Here is an 18,497-nt window from a genome sequence, read left to right as displayed (position 1 = left end):
ATCTCTTCATTCTTTCGGGACAATCGTAAGTTGAACTGAATACGTATTCTAAGAAAACAAATATTCTAAACCAAAAAAAACGGCAGGAAATTGCTCCCCTGCCGTCTGCTAATTTTAACTTATGATTTTGAATCGTACTCTAAATCTGCACGGCAACCTCTGCCCCATCACGAATCGCGCGTTTGGCATCGAGCTCTGCCGCTAGTTTTGCGCCACCGATGAGATGGTATTGTGCGTCTGGCGCATCACCGACATTGGGCATCAGCTCTACCACTGACTCCTGACCAGCACAGACCACCACACTATCGACACGTAGTAGCTGACTCTGGCCTTGATTGTTGGTGATCCAAATACCCTCATTGGTGATTTTTTCGTACTGGGCGCCCGATACTTGGATGACGCCATGCGATTTGACATGAGCGCGGTGTACCCAACCTGTGGTCTTGTTGAGACCGCGACCTAAGCGGCCTTTGGTACGCTGCATGAGATACACTTGGCGAACTGGTGTGATGCCTTCAGGTTTGATCAGGCCGCCCTCGGTTTGATAGTTAGGCTCAGCGTTGACGCCCCACTCTTCACGCCACTCATCAACCGACTGCGGCGTAGGACGATAGCTTGGATCTTTTAGGGTCTCAGGCCCAAGCTCATCCAGTGGCTGACCATGATTGGCCGTCAGGTATTCGCTGACATCAAAGCCAATACCACCTGCACCGATGACCGCGACCGTATTACCAACAGATTTCTCACCTGATAGCAACTCTGCATAGCTCATCACTTGTGGCAGGTCAGCACCTTCCAGCTTACCTTCTAGGCTTCTCGGTACCACGCCAGTAGCGACGATGACATGATGGAAATTAGCTTTTTCGAGCATGGCTTTGTCGACTTTGGTATTAAGCTTAATCTCAACGCCTAAGTGCTCAAGCTCATTGACATAGTAGCGAATGGTCTCAAAGAACTCTTCTTTACCTGGGATGACCTTGGCGTAGTTAAATTGTCCACCCAAGATATCTTTTGCTTCAAACAAGGTGACTTCATGACCACGTAGCGCTGCGACATGCGCCGCTGACATGCCAGCGACACCGCCACCGATGACCGCGACTTTTTGCGGCTTTTTGGTTTTTTTATAGACCAGCTCGGTCTCATAGCAGGCTTGCGGATTGACCAAACAGGTTGAACGTTTATTCTCAAAAGTATGGTCGAGACAAGCTTGGTTACACGCGATACAAGTATTAATACGATCGGCCTGACCACTTTTGGCTTTATTGACCCAGTTGGCATCAGCGAGGAACGGACGCGCCATTTGAATCAAATCAGCCTGACCGCTAGCGACAATGCTTTCTGCAGTATCTGGCATATTGATACGGTTGGCGGCCATCATCGGAATGCTGATGTGCTTTTTGACCTCGGCAGTGTAATCGACAAAGGCAGCGCGCGGGACACTGGTTACGATGGTCGGTACGCGCGCTTCATGCCAGCCGATACCAGTATTCATAATAGTCACGCCTGCTTCTTCTAGCGCTTTGGCGACAGTGATGACTTCTTCCATGGTATTACCGTCTTTGACCAAATCAATGACCGATAAGCGGAATATGATGATAAAGTCTTCACCAGCTGCCGCGCGGACAGCTTTAACCACATCGACGGCAAACTTCATACGATTATGAATATCACCGCCGTATTTATCATCGCGCTTATTGACATGACGAGATAAGAACTGGTTGAGCAAATAACCTTCAGAACCCATCACTTCAACACCGTCATAACCCGCTTGCTTAGCTAGGCGTGCTGAACGAGCAAAATCCTCAACCGTCTGCTCGATGTTTTTGATGCTCATCTTACGTGGTTTAAAGGGCGTAATCGGTGATTTGATCGGGCTTGCTGACACGATAAAGGGATGATAACCGTAGCGACCACTGTGCAGGATTTGCATGATGATTTTGCTGTCATGTTTGTGCACAGCACGAGTGACACGCTGATGATTGATGACATCAGCTCTGGTATTCATAGTGCCGCCAGCAGGCAAGAGCCAACCTTCACGATTGGGTGAGATACCGCCCGTGATCATCATCGCTGCGCCGCCCTTGGCACGCTCAGCGAAATAGGCAGCAAGCTTACCGTAATTATAAAAACGATCCTCAAGGCCTGTATGCATAGAGCCCATCACCACACGGTTTTTTAGGGTCGTAAAACCCAAGTCCAGCGGCTCAAATAAGTGTGGGTATTGCTCATTGGTATTAGCAACATCAATTGCTTTATCAGTGCTGGCATTACGAGTAGCAGTGGTGCTGGTGCTCATATCATTATCCTTATGAATTAATGGGTTATCGCTCTATAAATAACTCGAAAATTAATATTGAATCTATCCTAACACACCGCGATTATCATCAGCTACGCGGACAAACGACTGATGAGTGAACACTATCGTGATAATTTCTCTTGCTCACAGCGCCCAATTAAGCAAACGTCACAAAGTATGCTTACTTTTTAAGTATTTTTGTCTATAATGAATGGGCTATTGTTTACAGTGAGTCAAACGTTTCATCAGTTTGTAGCTGCTTCACCAAATGGAAAAAACACGATAAAGGACTATCTCTATGACTGACTTTCACACAGGTCTCGGCAAAAACGCTGCTAACTACCAACCACTTACGCCTATTGACTTTGTCATTCGTAGCGCACAAGTTTATCCTGATAAAACCGCCATCATCTATGATGATCTTGAAAACAATGAGCTAACGCAAACGTGGCAGCAGACTTATGAGCGTTGCCGCAAGCTCTCTGATGGCCTGCGCAAACTGGGCATTGATAAAAACGATACCGTGGCGGTTATGTTGCCAAATACTCCGCCTATGGTTGAGGCCGCTTTTGGCGTACCCATGTCAGGCGGCGTCCTTTGTACCTTGAATACCCGTCTCGATATCAACGCCCTCACCTTTTGCGTACAGCACTCTGAGGCAAAAGTACTCATCATGGACAGTGAGTTTGCGGATCTTGCCGAGATTATCGATGAGACTTTTCCTAACTTAATCGTGATCCATGCGACAGATGATGCCATTGACGTTGAACGCTTTGGCAAAATGACCTACGAAGAGCTAATCGCCAGCTCAGACAATCTAGACAATTGGGAAAAGCCGCTCGATGAGTGGGATGCTATCTCTCTCAACTACACCTCTGGCACCACTGGTGCGCCTAAAGGCGTGGTGTATCATCATCGCGGCGCTGCATTGAATGCGGTGTCAAACATCCTAGATTGGGACATGCCCAAGCATCCGCAGTATCTATGGACACTACCGATGTTTCATTGTAACGGCTGGTGCTTTCCATGGACAATTGCTGAACGCGCAGGAGTCAATATCTGCCTGCGTAAGATTGATGGCAACCTGATTTTGCAACTGATTGCCAAGCATAAAGTGAGCCATTACTGCGCGGCGCCTATCGTGCATAATATGATTGCTGGCGGCAAAGCTGAATATAAAGAAGCGATTGAGCATCAGGTAAAAGGCTGGGTCGCTGGTGCGCCGCCATCAGAAACCATGCTGGCACAGATGGAGGCCATGGGTTTTCATATCTCGCACGTTTATGGACTTACCGAAGTTTATGGACCAGTCTCAGTTTGTGCTGAGCAAGAAGAATGGGACGAGCTTGACGTGAATGGACGCGCGCAAAAGAAATCTCGTCAAGGCGTACGCTCACACCTGATGACGGGTTTTGATGTCTTTAAACAAGGCACTACAGAGCCTGTCGAGGCCAATGGCGAGGAGATGGGCGAGCTGGCACTGCGCGGCAATATGATCATGAAAGGGTATCTCAAAAGCCGCAAATCTACTGAAGCTGCCTTTGCTGATGGCTGGTTCCGTACCGGTGACTTAGGGGTTAAATACCCTGATGGCTATATCAAAATCATGGATAGGCTCAAAGACATCATCATTTCAGGTGGCGAGAACATCTCGAGTATTGAGATTGAAAACGTGCTCTACAGCATGCCAGCTGTCGCAAGCTGTGCGGTCGTTGCAGCACCACATGAGAAATGGGGTGAAGTACCAGTTGCCTTTATCGAGATTCATGAAGACAGCACCCTACAGCGCGATGCTGTGACTGAACATTGTAGACAGCATTTGGCTGGCTTTAAAGTGCCTAAATATATCATCTTTACTGAAATACCGAAGAGTAGTACAGGTAAGGTGCAAAAATTTGAGTTACGGCAAGCGGCTAAGTCGCTAGCGCATGAAACACCCAAGGTCATTCCAAGTGCCACCTAGCGCATATAGTCAAATTGCTATGAACTACCCACCACCTATAGAGGTGGGGATTTCTTAGGTAATACCCCTACTTGATACAATGTTTTGTATCAGCGGTTAGGCAAATGGACTAAGCTAACCCCGTCGTACCGACGGTTTTGAGTGATGCCAGTCTCAAACCCTCATTGAGGATATTGATACTGGCGTTGATGTCTCTATCGTTGGATTGCAAGCAGCTGGGGCAATTCCATGATCTCACCTGTAATGGCAGCTCAGCCTTAGTTAGCAAGTGACCACAGCCTGAGCAGGTCTTAGATGAGGGATACCATCTATCAACCTTGATTAGCGTTTTACCGTACCAATCGGCTTTGTAAGCCAGCATGGTGGTGAAGGTTGACCATGAGCTGTCTGATATGGCTTTAGCAAGCTTTCTATTCTTAACCATGCCTTTGACGTTTAAGTCCTCTATGGCAATCACATCGTGGTTTTTGATGAGATTGAATGAGAGTTTATGTAGAAAGTCTTTTCGGGTATTGCTTATTTTCTCATATACCTTAGCGACTTTAACTTTTGCTTTTGATAGTTGCGGCTGTCAGACAGCTTGCGTTGATCGGCCTTGGCCATTGCTCTACGCTTGGCCAGTATCTTTTGTTCTCGCGCAAGCTTATGTTGCAGCTTTGATAAGAACTTAGGATTAGCGACTTTGCTGCCATCTGATAGGATGATAAAGTCTGTCAGTCCTAAATCAATACCAATGTTAGAGTGTGTTTTTGGCAGTGTTGTAGCGATGGTTTCAACTAATAGACTGACATAGTACTTGCCTGAGGGGGTTTTGCTGATGGTCGCTGACTTGATTAATCCATTTATTTTATTTGGGAACTTAGCGTTGATATAACCAATTTTGGGCAGCTTAACGCTATTACTGGTGATGGATACCGTACCTTTTTGGTTGTTGGTGGTGTAGCTGTCACGCTGACCTTTTTTCTTAAACTTAGGAAAGCCTAAACCTTTGAAGAATTTACTATAAGCGGCTCTTAGGTTTTGCTGGACGTTGGCCAGTGCCAGGCTATCGACTTCTCTTAGCCATTCAAACTCTTTTTTGTATTGAGCAGGAGTATTTTTAAGCTCGGCCTTATGCTCGTTGTAATGCTCAATCTTGTCACTAAGCATCCTATTCCAGATAAAGCGTGTGCAGCCGAATGATTTGGCAAAGAATATTTGCTGTTCTTCATTGGGGTACAGCCTGACTTTATGGGCTTTTAGGATTTGCTTGGTCATAAGGAGCTTGTTGTTAATTGGCGTTATAATTATTAATTATAATACCATAGGGAGTAAGGGTAGTTATCAATAACGCATTCATCCCACTACTTTAGAAGTAGGGGAATTCTGCGCTGAAATGTTAAAACCGATACAGTGCTGCTGGAATAAATTTTGCGAAGCCTCTGGAGTGCGAAGCGCACAGCCAGCGAGGAAAACTTATACCAGTAGCACGTAGCTATTAACGTAGCGATTTTATTTAGTACTGACTATAGTTTAATTTACAGTCATAAAAAGGTCAGCCTAATAATTTTAGGCTGACCTTTTTGTTTACTCTTTCATTAATCAAAGCCATTAGCCAAGCTTGGGCTCAAGCCATTGATATATCAGCATACCAAGGATCATCGCTGGGATAAAGACATAAGCTTGCCACTGTCCAGTACCGAGCAGTACTATACCTGGTCCAGGGCAAATACCAACAAGACCCCAGCCGATACCAAACAGCATCGCCCCAATAATAAGCGGCTTCGTAATGACTGTTTTGCTTGGCATATCGATTGATGTACCAATCCAACTGGTCTGCTGACGCTTAGCCAACTGCACGCCAACGATAGCGACTGCCAAGCCGCCACCCATCACCAGTGCCAAGGAGATATCCCACGCACCAAACACGTCCAAGAAGCCTTGTACCTTAACAGGGTCAGTCATGCCCGATATCAGCAGTCCAAATCCAAATAATAACCCTGCTAGTAATCCAATTATATTTTTTAGCATTGTCGTCTCTCGCTATCATCATCTTTTATTAATAGTATTAAACTCTGTCTTCACCGCACTCTATCTATTCTGCTCAACATTTAGAGCAGTCCGAGTAGATGCCGTCCAATATAGACGGTGAAGATGCCAAAAAACATAAAGGTCACGGTCGCCGCCAATGATCTGGGAGATAGGCGCGCATTACCGCAAATACCATGACCACTGGTACAGCCTGAACCTAAGCGCGTACCAAAACCCACCAGCAAACCTGCAGCGATGAGCAGAGGCAAGGAGGTACTGACCTCTACATCAGGTAACGGCCGTGCCAGCTTATATAACAATGGCGAGATGATGAGGCCAAGTATAAACAATACCTGCCACATCTCTACGCGTTTGGGTTTTAGCAGGCTGGAAAAAATCCCACTAATACCCGCTATACGCCCAATGCCCAGTAGCAAAATTATCGTCGCCACGCCTAGCATCATTCCACCTACTAAAGAGATCGGAGTAAATGCTTGCCAGTCTATTTGTATACTCATAAGGTCTCACCTAGCCTGCTTTTTAATTTATTGATATGTCGTTGTTTGATTTTAAATGCGTTGTATTGTTGCACATATATTCGATTCATATAAATACATTATATAATAAAACATAGTAAATAGCCAAAAAATACTGAGCTCAGAAGCTCAGTATTTTTATTTACTTTATTAACAAGATTTATCGCTATGGTTATTACAATGATGTATGACTATTTAGCCAATACTTTAACAAGAACCGACTCAAAACGCTGCACTGCGCCATCTACGTCAGTAAGCTTATCTAAACCAAATAGACCTAAGCGGAAAGTCTTAAAGCTTTCTGGCTCACCGACTTTAAGCGGTACACCAGAAGCAATCTGCATGCCAGCTTCAGCAAATGCACTGCCTTTATGCATGTCATCACGGTCAGTATAAGCAACCACCACACCTGGCGCTTCAAACCCTTCAGCCGCGACGCTTTCAATACCTTTGTCTGCAAGCACTTGGCGAATACGTGTGCCTAGCTCCCACTGAGCAACGCAAAGCTTATCAAAGCCGATTTCTTTGGCTTCCATAATGGTATCACGGAACTGGCGTAAGCTATCTGTCGGCATGGTCGCATGATAAGCGTGACCGCCGTTTTCAAAGGCGCGCATAATGTTTAGCCATTGCTTAAGATCCAAGCTAAAACTATCAGACTCAGTGCTTTCTACTTTTTTGACTGCCGCAGCGCTTAACATCACCAAGCCAGCAGCCGGTGTGCTGCTCCAGCCTTTTTGTGGCGCACTAATGATCACGTCAATGCCCAGTGCTTTCATATCTAGCCAGACGCAACCAGAAGCGATGCAGTCGATAACCAACAAACCACCAACACTATGCACGGCATCTGCTAAGGCCTTAATGTAGTCTTCTGACAAGATGATCCCTGATGAGGTTTCAACATGCGGAGCAAACACAATCGCTGGTTTTTCTTCTTTAATCTTGGCAACGGCTTCATCGATATCGACCGGTGCAAACGGTTTTGGCGCATCCGTATCTTCAGCACGGTTTGCTGTCAGTACGGTAGACGACTTGGCAATTTTGCCTTTTTCTAGGATTTGCGTCCAACGATAGCTAAACCAACCATTACGAATGATTAAGCAATCTTCATCATTTGCCAATTGACGTGCGACCGCTTCCATTCCATATGTACCAGAACCTGGCACAATGGCCACCGCATCAGCGTTGTAGACTGCTTGCAAATTGCTCGACAGATCCTTCATGACTTGCTGAAAGACTTTCGACATATGGTTGAGGGCGCGGTCTGTATAAACCACTGAGTACTCTAATAAGCCTTCTGGATCAATATCTTGACGTAATGCTGGCATGGAAGCTCCTTGGTAATATTAAGTAAATATCCGTTAAATGAATGTCCGTTTGGTAATGCTGATAGCAATGACCCTGATGGTTTGATACTAGCACTGAAAATGCTGCCTGACAATGGCTGAAAACCATCACAGCAACCCTAACAGACCGCTTCATTTAATGTCAGTTTTTAGCGCCGACGATAGGCGTCATGTAACCCTGATACCACAAAATCCAGCAGCTCACTGTCACCTTCACGCGCAGCCTTACGCATGAGCTTCGATGGAGCGTGAGTCAAAGTCTGAGTCAAACGCCGTGACAGCTCAGTAATGATGTCTTCAGCACTGGCATCTTGTTGCCCAAGCTTGGCAATAGACTCATGCAGCAACTTATCCACTTGGTCATGGGTGCGTATACGATATTGTTGAATATCACGGCCCACTTGACGTACTTGAAAGCTGCGCTCCATCTCGACGACCAGCTGACTGACCAGCAGTTCAGCATCGACGGCAGCTTGACGACGCTGCTCAAGATTACCTGCAATGACATGCTGCAAGTCATCAACCGAGTACAAATAGACGGCATCCATACGGCTGATGGTCGAGTCAATATCACGTGGCACTGCCAAATCTATCAGCAGCATTGGCTGATAGCGGCGGCGTTTTAGTGCTTGCACCGTCATATTCTTATCAATCAAGATGTCCATACTGCCACTACAGCTACTGACGATATCGGCTTCTGCAAGTACTTGCGGTAGATCTTGTAGTGATCTGACCTCCACAGTGCGATTGGGCAGACGTAACTCATCTGCTAAGGCCTCAGCGCGTTCAGGACTGCGATTACAAATAATAATGCGGCCTACTCCTAGACCTGCAATGTGCGTGGCCACCAAGCGGTTCATCTCGCCTGCAGCGACAATCAGCAAAGTGCGCTTGGACATGTCATCAAAAATTTGCGTGGCCAGTTTGGCCGCTGCGAAGCCAAGCGATACGGCGTGGGCGCCGACCTTAGTCTCGTTACGTACCCGTTTGGAAGCTGCAAATATCTGATCTACCACCCAGTTTAGCTGACCACTTAACGACTGTTCAGCCTGCGCCAGTTGTACCGACTGTTTGATTTGGCCAAGTATTTGCGGCTCACCCAATATCATGGAGTCAAGCCCTGCAGCGACTCTAAGCCAATGGGTCAGCGCATGTGTGTCACGATGCACATATAAAAAAGGCTCAATCTCAGCGATCGGTAGCTGCTTAAAATTAGCAAGCCAAGTTTTGATATGATTGACATGTGCGGACATCACCGCGGTAGCCGACGTTGTCGTTGCACTACTAGGCTCAGGTACCAAGGCGTAAATTTCTGTGCGATTACAAGTCGACACAATCACGCTGCCGTCAGTGAAAGCTTTGAGCTCACCAAGTGCGGTGGCCACATCATCGCCCACAAACGCCAGACGCTCACGCAAAGCGACTGGTGCGGTTTTGTGATTGACCCCAATGACCACTAATCTCATTATCAATAGACCATAAATATAACGCTCAGAAATATGCTAGACAATAGCAATGCTACACATAAGCATACTATTATCGAACGTAAACCGGTGCATATCTAATATAACGTTATTAATTTGAATAGGTTATACAGCAATTGCTATATATAAAACCGTTTATTATAGCATTTTTACGGGCTTTATTTAATACTTAGCCAGTATCCGCTTGTATCTGGGCACTCAGAGCATAAATCAACCGCCCTACCTGCTTTTAGTTTGTACCTATAATAGAATTTGTACTTATAATATAAATAATACCAGTCAGTGACCTCTACTATAGAACCGTGCATCGGTTTTCGGTAGTATTCGCTATTAGGTAACACGAGTACTATTGTTAACTGCCCTCATCCACTTTTATAATAAAGAACTCTTTTAATAGGTAAATACCGCTATCTATGATTTGTTTTGGGTCATTGTTGCCATCAACGCCCGCGCCAACACTTGAGTATGACAGCCAATCTCGTATTCAGGCTTTATTAAACGTCATTATGAGTCGTCTGCGCCACTATCGTAAGCTAACATTATTGTTGGCCGCTTGTCTGTGTTTAGGGACTTCTGCTCAAGCAAGCTCTGCTGAGCTAAATATAGACAGTACTGCAGGCGCTATTCAGGATAGCAGTACCAGTTATATTAGACTGCATAAAGCTGCTGATGATACAAAAACGTCAGCGCCGAACTCTGTATCTTCAGCTGATGCTGATACAGATGGGGCAGTTGGTTTTGATAAAATGTATCAATCCACTACGCTATCAAACCAGCGTAATGGTTTTAACGATGCTAATAATCTTGAAAGCCCACCTTCAGCCATTGTCATACAACCAGAGCTAAACGAACCCAGCCTATATGCCTTGCTAGATGCGGAGTTTGCGGCAAGTCGTGGTGACATCAACCGTGCGCTAGCGCTTTATAAACAGCAGTCTTTTAAAGAAGATGCCACCGCGGTATTTGAGCGCGCGCTGAGTTTGTCACTGCGTCATGAAGCCGTTGGATCCTCGCTGCAGTTTGCCAAGTCGTGGCAAGAGCAAAACCCAGACCACGTCCCTGCTTGGTTTTATGTGGCGCATTTGGCACTGAAAGCTCATGACTATACCCTGGCAGGCGAGACTCTAAACCGTATTTTGCGCTATGATCCACGTACTGACTTGAGTGAAATTCTGATTGGAATTTACCCGACGACCGATCGTGATCAGCGTGAACTGCTAGCAGCATTAGAGCCAATTAACAGTGAGCAAAACGCCTCTTTATCGGTGTTAAAGGCGGGGCTACTCAATCAGTTTAACGAGCCAGAAATCGCTCTGATACATATCGACCGTGCTTTGATGCGTCAGCCAGACTATGTGCCTTTTGTGACCCTAAAAGCGGATATCTTACGCAAGATAGAACCAGCAGAGACGGTCATAAACTATGTCAGTCAGGCACGTTTGCGTAATCCAAACAGCAAGAGCTTATATTTATATGAGATTCGCTACTTACTAGATTTAAAGGAAAGCCAAGCGGCATGGGAGCTACTGCTCGATACGCATAATCGCTTTAGCGATGATACAGAGATCACCTTATTGGCAGCTTTGGTCAGTTTGGATATTGAAGAATATCGTAGCGCAGACCAACTGCTGAATATGCTGGCAAAAAACCCAGCCTATCTGGATCAAGCCTATTATTATCTTGGCATCAGTGCTGAGCGCCAGCAACGCTTTGCTCAGGCCAAGTCGTACTTAAATGAAGTCATACAAGAAGACTTGGTATTGGCGGCACGCAAAAAAGTAGTCGACCTTGAGCTGTTGATGGGGAACATCGATGCGGCCATCGCGACGTTAGAAAAGCTCCGTAGACAGTTTGAGGTTTTTGCGCCCGATGCTTACGTTTTACAAGCGGATATCTTATGGCAAAATAATGAAGCAGATCTGGCACTAGATTTATTGACTCGTGCCAGTCGTCAGTATCCTGATAATGAGATGATCTTATTTGCCCGCACGCAACTGCTTGATGACGTCACAGACTATATCGTCAAACGCACCTTACTCAACCATTTACAAGCACTAGACCCTAGCAACTTATCATATCAGCTCAGCTACGCGCAGCTATTGTTATCTAATGATCGTGATTCTGAAAGAGGCTTAGAAATTGCGCAAGCTGTCATTCAAATCCGCTATGATGATCCTCGCTATGACAATGAGTTACATCTACAAGCCTTGAATGTGCTGGCGAGCAATGCCTTAGCCAATGACAATTATACCCAAGTTATAGAGTATCTACAGACGCCTTATGATGTGCTGCCTACACTACGTTCTGGTGTGCTGTTATTGCGTGCCTATCAAGGCCTAGGAGATGATGACAAAGTCGAGGCACTGTTAGCCGACCTACAGCAACGCTTCTCCTTTGGACAACAAAACGTCAATGATCGTGTGCAGCTTTATTGAAGACCTCACCTGACTTCATAGCTTATGGTATGACTTAGCATTAATGGCACTTGTCTGCGTGACATACAATCATTACTCACGCCATTTATAAGTTTCTAACAATAGGCGATAACTGAGTAACAAATTGAGCGTAAGCTACTTTGGCCATATCTTAAGCTCATACACTTTGAGGAAACACCATGTCAGATTTTTTAATAAAAACCAACCATAAACCTAAAAAACTTGCTGTATTTACAGCGCTTACTGCAGCCCTGCTAATCACCTCTGGCTGTCAGTCTTTACAAGGTGCCGGTGCTACTTCTAGCCCCTCCTCCATGGTGCAAGCTCAAAAGCTCGACAACTTCACTATTACTGGCAAAATCGGCGTGACCACGCCTGCAGTAAGCGCTACCAATACAGGAGCGCAAGGTGGCAGTGCATTTTATGCTTGGGGGCAACAACAAGAGCGCTTCGCTATCGAGCTGATTGGTGCTCTGGGCATTGGTAAGACCAATATCGAATATGATGGTCAAACGGCAACCTTAGTCAGCGAAAAAACAGGCACCTTAACCGCGGACAACCCTGAAACCTTGCTACAAAAAGCCACAGGTTGGCAAGCGCCTATCTCGCAAATGCCCTACTGGATATCTGGACGCTCAGCCCCTTCAGACAGTGCGCCACAGCTGGACGAGCAAGGCAGATTGATCAGCTCAGTCAACGGCGAATGGACGGCAAGCTTCACCTATAAAGGCGCAGATAAATTACCCGTTAAGATCAGCGCGGTACAGCCTGCAGGCCACAAAGTCATCATGACTATCAACCATCAAAGTAGCTAATAGATATAACTCATGACGACTGATAACTCATCGCCCCAAATTACCGTTCTGACACGTTTGTCTCCTGCTAAGATAAATTTATTTTTGCATATCACAGGCAAACGCGCAGATGGCTACCATAACTTGCAGACGGTATTTCGATTGCTTGACTGGGGCGATTATCTGCATTTTTCAGTCACGGATGAAGTGATAACTCCTGATATTTCTTTAGACATGAACGAGCTGTGTGGTCAGCTACTGACCTTGGCTGGCGCAGAAGCGATAACTGTCAGCCTAAATGACAACCTCATTTTTAAGGCTGCACGCGCACTATTAGCGTTTGCCATGCAATCAAACAAGCTGCCTCAGCAGCTACCGCAAGTGTGTATTACGTTAGACAAACAGTTACCGATGGGCGCAGGTCTAGGCGGTGGCTCTTCTAATGCAGCCACGACCTTGCTTACTTTAAATGAGCTATGGCAATTTAATCTAAGCCAAGATGAACTTATCAAAATAGCCACCACTATCGGCGCAGATGTGCCAATATTTATCTTTGGGCAAGATGCTATTGCGATGGGCATTGGTGAAGAACTGACAGCCATTGACTTGCCAGATCAGCACTATTTAGTCTTGACGCCTGATGCCCACGTCAATACTGCCAAGCTGTTTGCGCATCCTAAATTACGCCGAGATATAGCATCACTCGCAACTGAAGCTATCGAAAGTCAGTCAGGGAGTTACACACAAAATCTACTTGCACCCTATCACAATGTCTTTACTCCAGTGGTGACAAGCCTCGCCCCTGCTGTTGATGAGGCATTGCAGTATTTGCATAGTTTAGAAAAAATAGCATTGGGCACAGCACGGATGACTGGCTCTGGTAGCGCGGTGTTTTTGCCGTTGGATGCGAGTATTACTGATAAGGCGCTGTTGGCAGAGTGGATTGCGAATGCGCCTTGTGCTGGGTATGTGGTTGGCAATTTATAGAATAATATTTAAGATTAGGGTGCGCCCAGTGTAGTATTTTTAAGAGGTACGTATCTTTTATTTGCACTGAGCGTATCCTAATAAAAATTTAAAATAAGTTGGTATTAATATGAACCATTCATATTTAAATAAGAGTCTAATAACCGCCACAGTTTTTATCTGCCTGTCGTCAAGTTTGACTGGATGTACATCACTATCTAAATCTAACGGTGAATCGAATTCTAATCGCTCATCTGATAATATAGCTTTGCCACAGCAACTAGACATAAAAGTAAAAGACAACTCTCAAAATATAGCTATTTCTCAGCCAGACTCTAAACTCAGCTCGCCTGCCGAACTATTCACTTATGCCGCTACTCTTTCAATGCGCGAAATCAATTTTGTTTTCAAAGGCAAATACGTTATCAAAAATAACTGCTTATACTTTGTTAAAAATGACAACGAGTACCTTAGTCCTATTTTTTATCCAGATAGAGCCATTCTTTATGAGAATGAACAAACTATTTCTTTAAATGGAACCAAAGTTAAACTAGGTGAGGAGGTTGTCACTAGCGGTATAATTAAAGAGCGAATAGGTAGTTATTATTTAAGAAAAGGTGATACCGTCATCGATGATCCAGAGAATACTGCTTGTCTGACAGAACCTGCGGTGTTTATGAGTGGTAGAGTGGTGACTCCTCTAGTGTAAATAAGCCTAGTGCAGCACCAACTTGCAATTCAAAGACTCTGTAAAAAAATCTCTACCTACTACAATAGGGCTTGTGCAACTCACGCTAATTTATTTAGTTTCGAATAAAAACCATAAAAAGCCGCAAATGACTTGCAAAATCTAAAAATTTACTTATAATAGGTCGCCACAATAGGGGTATAGCCAAGTTGGTAAGGCATCAGGTTTTGATCCTGACATCCGTTGGTTCGAGTCCAGCTACCCCTGCCATTTTCTGTAGTAAGTATATCAATACCAACGTTCATCACTCTTTTCTTTATTTGGGCAGTTAGACACTGCTTAGCGGTCGCTGCTTGAGTCAATCAATAGGACTTCAGTCATGCCTTATTTGGCAATTTTTACGGGCAACGCCCATCCTGAACTTGCGAAAACCGTAGCCGACCACCTGCATATTCCTCTTGGTAAAGCTGACGTCACCCGTTTTTCTGATGGCGAAATTGCTGTGGAAATCAAAGAACACGTACGCGGTAAAGACGTGTTTATCATGCAGCCCACCTGTGCACCGACCAACGACAATTTGATGGAAATCATGATGATGGCTGACGCTCTGCGTCGCTCAAGTGCTGGCCGTATCACTGCCGTGATGCCGTACTTTGGTTATGCTCGTCAAGACCGCCGCCCGCGTTCGGCACGTGTACCCATCTCTGCTAAAGTCGTTGCTGACATGCTAAACATCGTTAGTATCGACCGCGTCATGACCGTTGATTTGCACTCCGATCAAATTCAGGGCTTCTTTGATATTCCAGTGGATAACATCTACGGTACGCCTGTCTTATTGAATGATCTAAAAAAACAAGATTATGACAACATCATGGTGGTCTCACCTGACGTTGGCGGCGTTGTGCGTGCCCGTGCAATGGCCAAGCAGTTGGGCGATACCGACATGGCGATTATTGATAAGCGTCGTGCGCGCGCCAATGAGTCACAAGTGATGCACATCATCGGTGACGTACGTGATCGTGATTGCGTCATCGTTGATGATATGGTCGATACTGCAGGTACCTTGTGCCAAGCAGCAGTCGCGCTAAAAGAAAACGGTGCCCGCCGCGTCTTGGCGTATATCACCCACCCTGTGCTATCAGGTAATGCCCTCAATAACATCAACGAGTCAGAGTTGGACGAAGTGGTAGTCACCGATACGATTCCATTATCACCTGCCGCTCAAGCGTGTAGCAAAATACGCCAAGTAAGTATCGCGCCCATGCTGGCCGAAAGCTTACGCCGTATCAATAACGAAGAATCTATCAGCGCTATGTTTGATGCCTAAAGACTTGACTGCTAGTTGTTGTTTAAATTAACAACAAAACTGGCTGAGATAAACTATCTAACACTCAAAAACAGCGCCACGTATCCTTACTTGGTGCTGTTTTTTGACTAGGCTTTTGCGTAGGTCTTTATTATTGCTACAAAACCACGTATAATGCGCGCCTGTGCTGACCATTTGCTTATCATATATAGAATTTAGAGTGACTAAGCAGGGTGAGCGCTTTCAAAAGTGCTGATCACGCAACATAGTAGCGCCTGTAATGAAAATAAACATCACTACAAACCGCTATCATGAGCGAGTGGCGAAGCTCATAGTGACCCATTAGTTACTAACTAGTTACTAGTTTTAATTAACCACTATGAACACTAGCTATCATCACCTATTAGTGGATTGGTCGCAAATCCACTTTTTTATGACCAGACACTTCATTTATCTTTTTATAGGATTATATCCATGAGCATTGATCATTTTGCAATTAACGCAGTTGACCGTTCTGCAGACCAACAAGGTAAAGGTGCGAGCCGCCGCCTACGTAAGCAGAACCTAGTTCCTGCTATTATCTATGGTGGTGGTGAAGAGCCAATGGCTATCGCTATCAAAGTTAACGAAATGGTAAAATCACTTGAGTATGAAGCCTTCTTCTCTCAGGTTTTGACCATCACTGTTGACGGCGAAGAGCATCAAGCAGTTATCAAAGACTTGCAACGCCACCCAGCTAAAGGCTTTCCAATGCATGCTGACTTTCAGCGCATCGTAAAAGGCCAGAAAATCAACATGAACATCCCACTACATTTCTCAGGTCGTGAAGAAGCACCTGGTACTAAAGCGGGCGGTATCCTATCTACGTTGGTTACTGAAGTTGAAGTCGTTTGCTTACCATCACAGCTACCTGAATATCTAGAAGTAGATGTATCTGGTATGGAAATCGGTGATCTATTCCGTCTATCAGACATCAACCTGCCTGAAGGCGTAATCATCTTTGATCTTGATATGGAAGACGCAGTCGATCGCACGATCGTTAACATGCAGCCACCAACAATTGAAGAAGTTGACGAAGATACTGAAGAAGTTGATGCTGCTGACGTACCTGCATCAGCGCAAGGCGAAGCTGCAGATAAAGGCGAAGAAGAATAATTCAGATGTCTTTTATATTGCTTAATAAGCATTATTGTTGCCTGTTAAGCAGTTAGCTTTTTGGTTATGTATAAAACAGCAGGGGATCGATATCTCCTGCTGTTTTTGTAAGTAGGTTTTGAAAAACTAGGGTCTGTTGAACATTTAAATATGGTACTGGCAGTGGCTATTTTTTCAAATCGTATTTTATTCATTCTCTTATTTCTAAATTCAGGCAGAGTATAGTCATGGCACTAAAACTTATCGTCGGTCTTGGCAATCCTGGTCAGCAGTATATGTATACGCGGCATAATGCAGGATTTTGGTTTGTACAGCATCTGGCGCATCAGTTCAATATTGACTTAAGCCCCGACAAAAAATTCCACGGGGTCACAGGCCGAGGGCAAATCCATGGCCATGACGTGCGTCTATTATTGCCACTGACCTTTATGAATAAGTCTGGTCAATCCGTGGTACCCATGGTCAATTTTTATGGTATTGATAATGATGAGTTATTGATTGCCCATGATGAGCTCGATATACCTGCTGGGAGCATCAAGCTAAAAACAGGTGGTGGTCATGGTGGCCATAATGGTCTGCGTGATATCACCCCACATATAGGTAATGACTTTCATCGTTTGCGTGTGGGCATTGGCCACCCTGGTCATAAGTCTAAAGTGACTGGCCATGTACTCTCAAAAGCAGCACCAGATGAGCAAACTGCAATCGATAGTGCCCTTACCGCAGCGTTTGAAGCATTGCCATTATTATTAGATGGTGATATTGAACGGGCGCGTTCGCAAATTAATAGTTTTAAATTGCCTGACTGAACGGTATGATACTTGCTGTCTAAAACATGATGGTTGCTTCAAGTTTAGTATGGATGTTGTTTTAAGCGTTTATAGCACTCTTTCATGTTTTATATTCAGGCCAGTAGTGCAGATTTGACCGCTAAAACAGTGGACTACCCTTTTATTTTGCGCTATTTGCCCCCATTAACAGATTACTTTTGTTACGCTAAGGAAGCAATTCATGCTACTTAATATGCTTAAATGCAAATTGCACCGTGCCCGCGTCACGCATGCTGAGCTGCACTATGAAGGCTCATGCGGTATCGATGGCGATTTATTAGATCTTGCAGGTTTACGCGAGAATGAATCTATCGACATTTATAATGTCACCAACGGCAAACGCTTTCGCACCTATGCTATCCGTGCTGAAGCTGGCTCTGGCATTATCTCGCTCAATGGTGCTGCTGCCCATATGGCAGACTTAGGTGATATCGTCATCATCTGCGCTTATGCCCATTTTGATGAAGTTGAAGCCTCGACTTATCAGCCAAAACTGGTCTATTGTAATGAAGACAATACCGTCAAAGACACAGCGAATATCATTCCTGTGCAAGTGGCCTAGTCTTTATTCAGTCTAGCGCCTCAAGATGCTGGACTCTCTTATTTATCTGTTTTAATAAAAAGCTGAATCCGTATTGTGATTCAGCTTTTTTTATCCTTCAAATACAAAGTATTTTTTATGACACCT

General features: G+C 45.0%; 14 protein-coding genes, 1 tRNA gene and 1 pseudogene. 10 read left to right on the top strand and 6 right to left on the bottom strand.

From position 1 onward, the window contains the following. Positions 1-139: 139 nt before the first annotated feature. Entirely contained in the window at positions 140-2,296 is a 2,157-nt protein-coding gene (locus JMX03_RS01395; RefSeq protein ID WP_227695094.1) for an NADPH-dependent 2,4-dienoyl-CoA reductase, read from the bottom strand. A 298-nt stretch (positions 2,297-2,594) separates the two neighbouring features. On the opposite strand from JMX03_RS01395, the gene JMX03_RS01390 reads away from it, so the two are divergent. Next, positions 2,595-4,259, top strand: coding sequence for an AMP-binding protein (locus JMX03_RS01390; RefSeq protein ID WP_201593933.1), 1,665 nt, complete (start codon positions 2,595-2,597; stop codon positions 4,257-4,259). A 109-nt stretch (positions 4,260-4,368) separates the two neighbouring features. Here the strand turns inward: JMX03_RS01390 and JMX03_RS01385 are convergent. From JMX03_RS01385 to hemA, 5 genes and pseudogenes are all read right to left on the bottom strand, one after another. Further along, positions 4,369-5,504, bottom strand: a pseudogene (locus tag JMX03_RS01385) (RNA-guided endonuclease TnpB family protein); the annotation flags it as partial. Positions 5,505-5,849: 345 nt separating this feature from the next. Further along, complete coding sequence (locus JMX03_RS01380) at positions 5,850-6,269, bottom strand: DUF6691 family protein (protein ID WP_201576002.1); 420 nt, start codon at positions 6,267-6,269, stop codon at positions 5,850-5,852. An 80-nt stretch (positions 6,270-6,349) separates the two neighbouring features. Next, positions 6,350-6,787, bottom strand: a complete 438-nt coding sequence (locus JMX03_RS01375) for a YeeE/YedE family protein (RefSeq protein WP_201593932.1) — start codon at positions 6,785-6,787, stop codon at positions 6,350-6,352. A 209-nt stretch (positions 6,788-6,996) separates the two neighbouring features. After that, the gene (locus JMX03_RS01370) at positions 6,997-8,133 is read right to left on the bottom strand and encodes an aminotransferase class V-fold PLP-dependent enzyme (protein WP_201593931.1); all 1,137 of its coding nucleotides are present in this window, start codon (positions 8,131-8,133) and stop codon (positions 6,997-6,999) included. Between the two features lie 167 nt (positions 8,134-8,300). Next, entirely contained in the window at positions 8,301-9,617 is a 1,317-nt protein-coding gene (gene hemA, locus JMX03_RS01365) for a glutamyl-tRNA reductase (protein WP_201593930.1), read from the bottom strand. Positions 9,618-10,048: 431 nt separating this feature from the next. On the opposite strand from hemA, the gene JMX03_RS01360 reads away from it, so the two are divergent. The 9 genes from JMX03_RS01360 to panD all read left to right on the top strand — a co-directional run bounded on the left by JMX03_RS01360 (position 10,049) and on the right by panD (position 18,371). Beyond that, on the top strand, positions 10,049-12,070 hold the full coding sequence (locus tag JMX03_RS01360; RefSeq protein WP_201593929.1) for a tetratricopeptide repeat protein: 2,022 nt from the start codon (positions 10,049-10,051) through the stop codon (positions 12,068-12,070). Positions 12,071-12,249: 179 nt separating this feature from the next. Next, positions 12,250-12,885, top strand: coding sequence for a lipoprotein insertase outer membrane protein LolB (lolB, locus tag JMX03_RS01355; protein WP_201593928.1), 636 nt, complete (start codon positions 12,250-12,252; stop codon positions 12,883-12,885). A gap of 12 nt (positions 12,886-12,897) precedes the next feature. Further along, the gene (gene ispE / locus JMX03_RS01350; protein WP_201593927.1) at positions 12,898-13,851 is read left to right on the top strand and encodes a 4-(cytidine 5'-diphospho)-2-C-methyl-D-erythritol kinase; all 954 of its coding nucleotides are present in this window, start codon (positions 12,898-12,900) and stop codon (positions 13,849-13,851) included. A 109-nt stretch (positions 13,852-13,960) separates the two neighbouring features. After that, positions 13,961-14,539 (top strand): hypothetical protein, encoded by a 579-nt coding sequence (locus JMX03_RS01345; protein WP_201593926.1) that lies wholly within the window; start codon positions 13,961-13,963, stop codon positions 14,537-14,539. A 173-nt stretch (positions 14,540-14,712) separates the two neighbouring features. Then, positions 14,713-14,788: transfer RNA gene (locus JMX03_RS01340), tRNA-Gln, on the top strand. Between the two features lie 109 nt (positions 14,789-14,897). After that, positions 14,898-15,845, top strand: coding sequence for a ribose-phosphate pyrophosphokinase (locus tag JMX03_RS01335; RefSeq protein ID WP_201576023.1), 948 nt, complete (start codon positions 14,898-14,900; stop codon positions 15,843-15,845). Positions 15,846-16,298: 453 nt separating this feature from the next. Next, positions 16,299-16,979: a 50S ribosomal protein L25/general stress protein Ctc gene (locus JMX03_RS01330; RefSeq protein ID WP_201593925.1), complete on the top strand. Its 681-nt coding sequence runs from the start codon at positions 16,299-16,301 to the stop codon at positions 16,977-16,979. Between the two features lie 227 nt (positions 16,980-17,206). Continuing rightward, entirely contained in the window at positions 17,207-17,788 is a 582-nt protein-coding gene (pth, locus tag JMX03_RS01325) for an aminoacyl-tRNA hydrolase (protein WP_201576029.1), read from the top strand. 202 nt (positions 17,789-17,990) lie between these two features. Further along, a complete protein-coding gene (panD, locus tag JMX03_RS01320; RefSeq protein WP_010196068.1) occupies positions 17,991-18,371 on the top strand; it encodes an aspartate 1-decarboxylase in 381 nt (126 codons plus the stop codon). The last annotated feature ends 126 nt before the right edge of the window (positions 18,372-18,497 follow it).

The organism is Psychrobacter fulvigenes (genome assembly GCF_904846155.1).
Lineage (GTDB): Bacteria > Pseudomonadota > Gammaproteobacteria > Pseudomonadales > Moraxellaceae > Psychrobacter > Psychrobacter fulvigenes.
Note: the sequence above shows the minus strand (reverse complement) of the source record. Positions and strands in the feature narration are given on the sequence as shown.

Excerpts from the sequence above, each read along its gene's own strand:
- JMX03_RS01395 (WP_227695094.1), bottom strand. The coding sequence starts at position 2,296 with ATGAGCACCAGCACCACTGCTACTCGTAATGCCAGCACTGATAAAGCA.
- JMX03_RS01390 (WP_201593933.1), top strand. The coding sequence starts at position 2,595 with ATGACTGACTTTCACACAGGTCTCGGCAAAAACGCTGCTAACTACCAA.
- JMX03_RS01380 (WP_201576002.1), bottom strand. The coding sequence starts at position 6,269 with ATGCTAAAAAATATAATTGGATTACTAGCAGGGTTATTATTTGGATTT.
- JMX03_RS01375 (WP_201593932.1), bottom strand. The coding sequence starts at position 6,787 with ATGAGTATACAAATAGACTGGCAAGCATTTACTCCGATCTCTTTAGTA.
- JMX03_RS01370 (WP_201593931.1), bottom strand. The coding sequence starts at position 8,133 with ATGCCAGCATTACGTCAAGATATTGATCCAGAAGGCTTATTAGAGTAC.
- hemA (WP_201593930.1), bottom strand. The coding sequence starts at position 9,617 with ATGAGATTAGTGGTCATTGGGGTCAATCACAAAACCGCACCAGTCGCT.
- JMX03_RS01360 (WP_201593929.1), top strand. The coding sequence starts at position 10,049 with ATGATTTGTTTTGGGTCATTGTTGCCATCAACGCCCGCGCCAACACTT.
- lolB (WP_201593928.1), top strand. The coding sequence starts at position 12,250 with ATGTCAGATTTTTTAATAAAAACCAACCATAAACCTAAAAAACTTGCT.
- ispE (WP_201593927.1), top strand. The coding sequence starts at position 12,898 with ATGACGACTGATAACTCATCGCCCCAAATTACCGTTCTGACACGTTTG.
- JMX03_RS01345 (WP_201593926.1), top strand. The coding sequence starts at position 13,961 with ATGAACCATTCATATTTAAATAAGAGTCTAATAACCGCCACAGTTTTT.
- JMX03_RS01335 (WP_201576023.1), top strand. The coding sequence starts at position 14,898 with ATGCCTTATTTGGCAATTTTTACGGGCAACGCCCATCCTGAACTTGCG.
- JMX03_RS01330 (WP_201593925.1), top strand. The coding sequence starts at position 16,299 with ATGAGCATTGATCATTTTGCAATTAACGCAGTTGACCGTTCTGCAGAC.
- pth (WP_201576029.1), top strand. The coding sequence starts at position 17,207 with ATGGCACTAAAACTTATCGTCGGTCTTGGCAATCCTGGTCAGCAGTAT.
- panD (WP_010196068.1), top strand. The coding sequence starts at position 17,991 with ATGCTACTTAATATGCTTAAATGCAAATTGCACCGTGCCCGCGTCACG.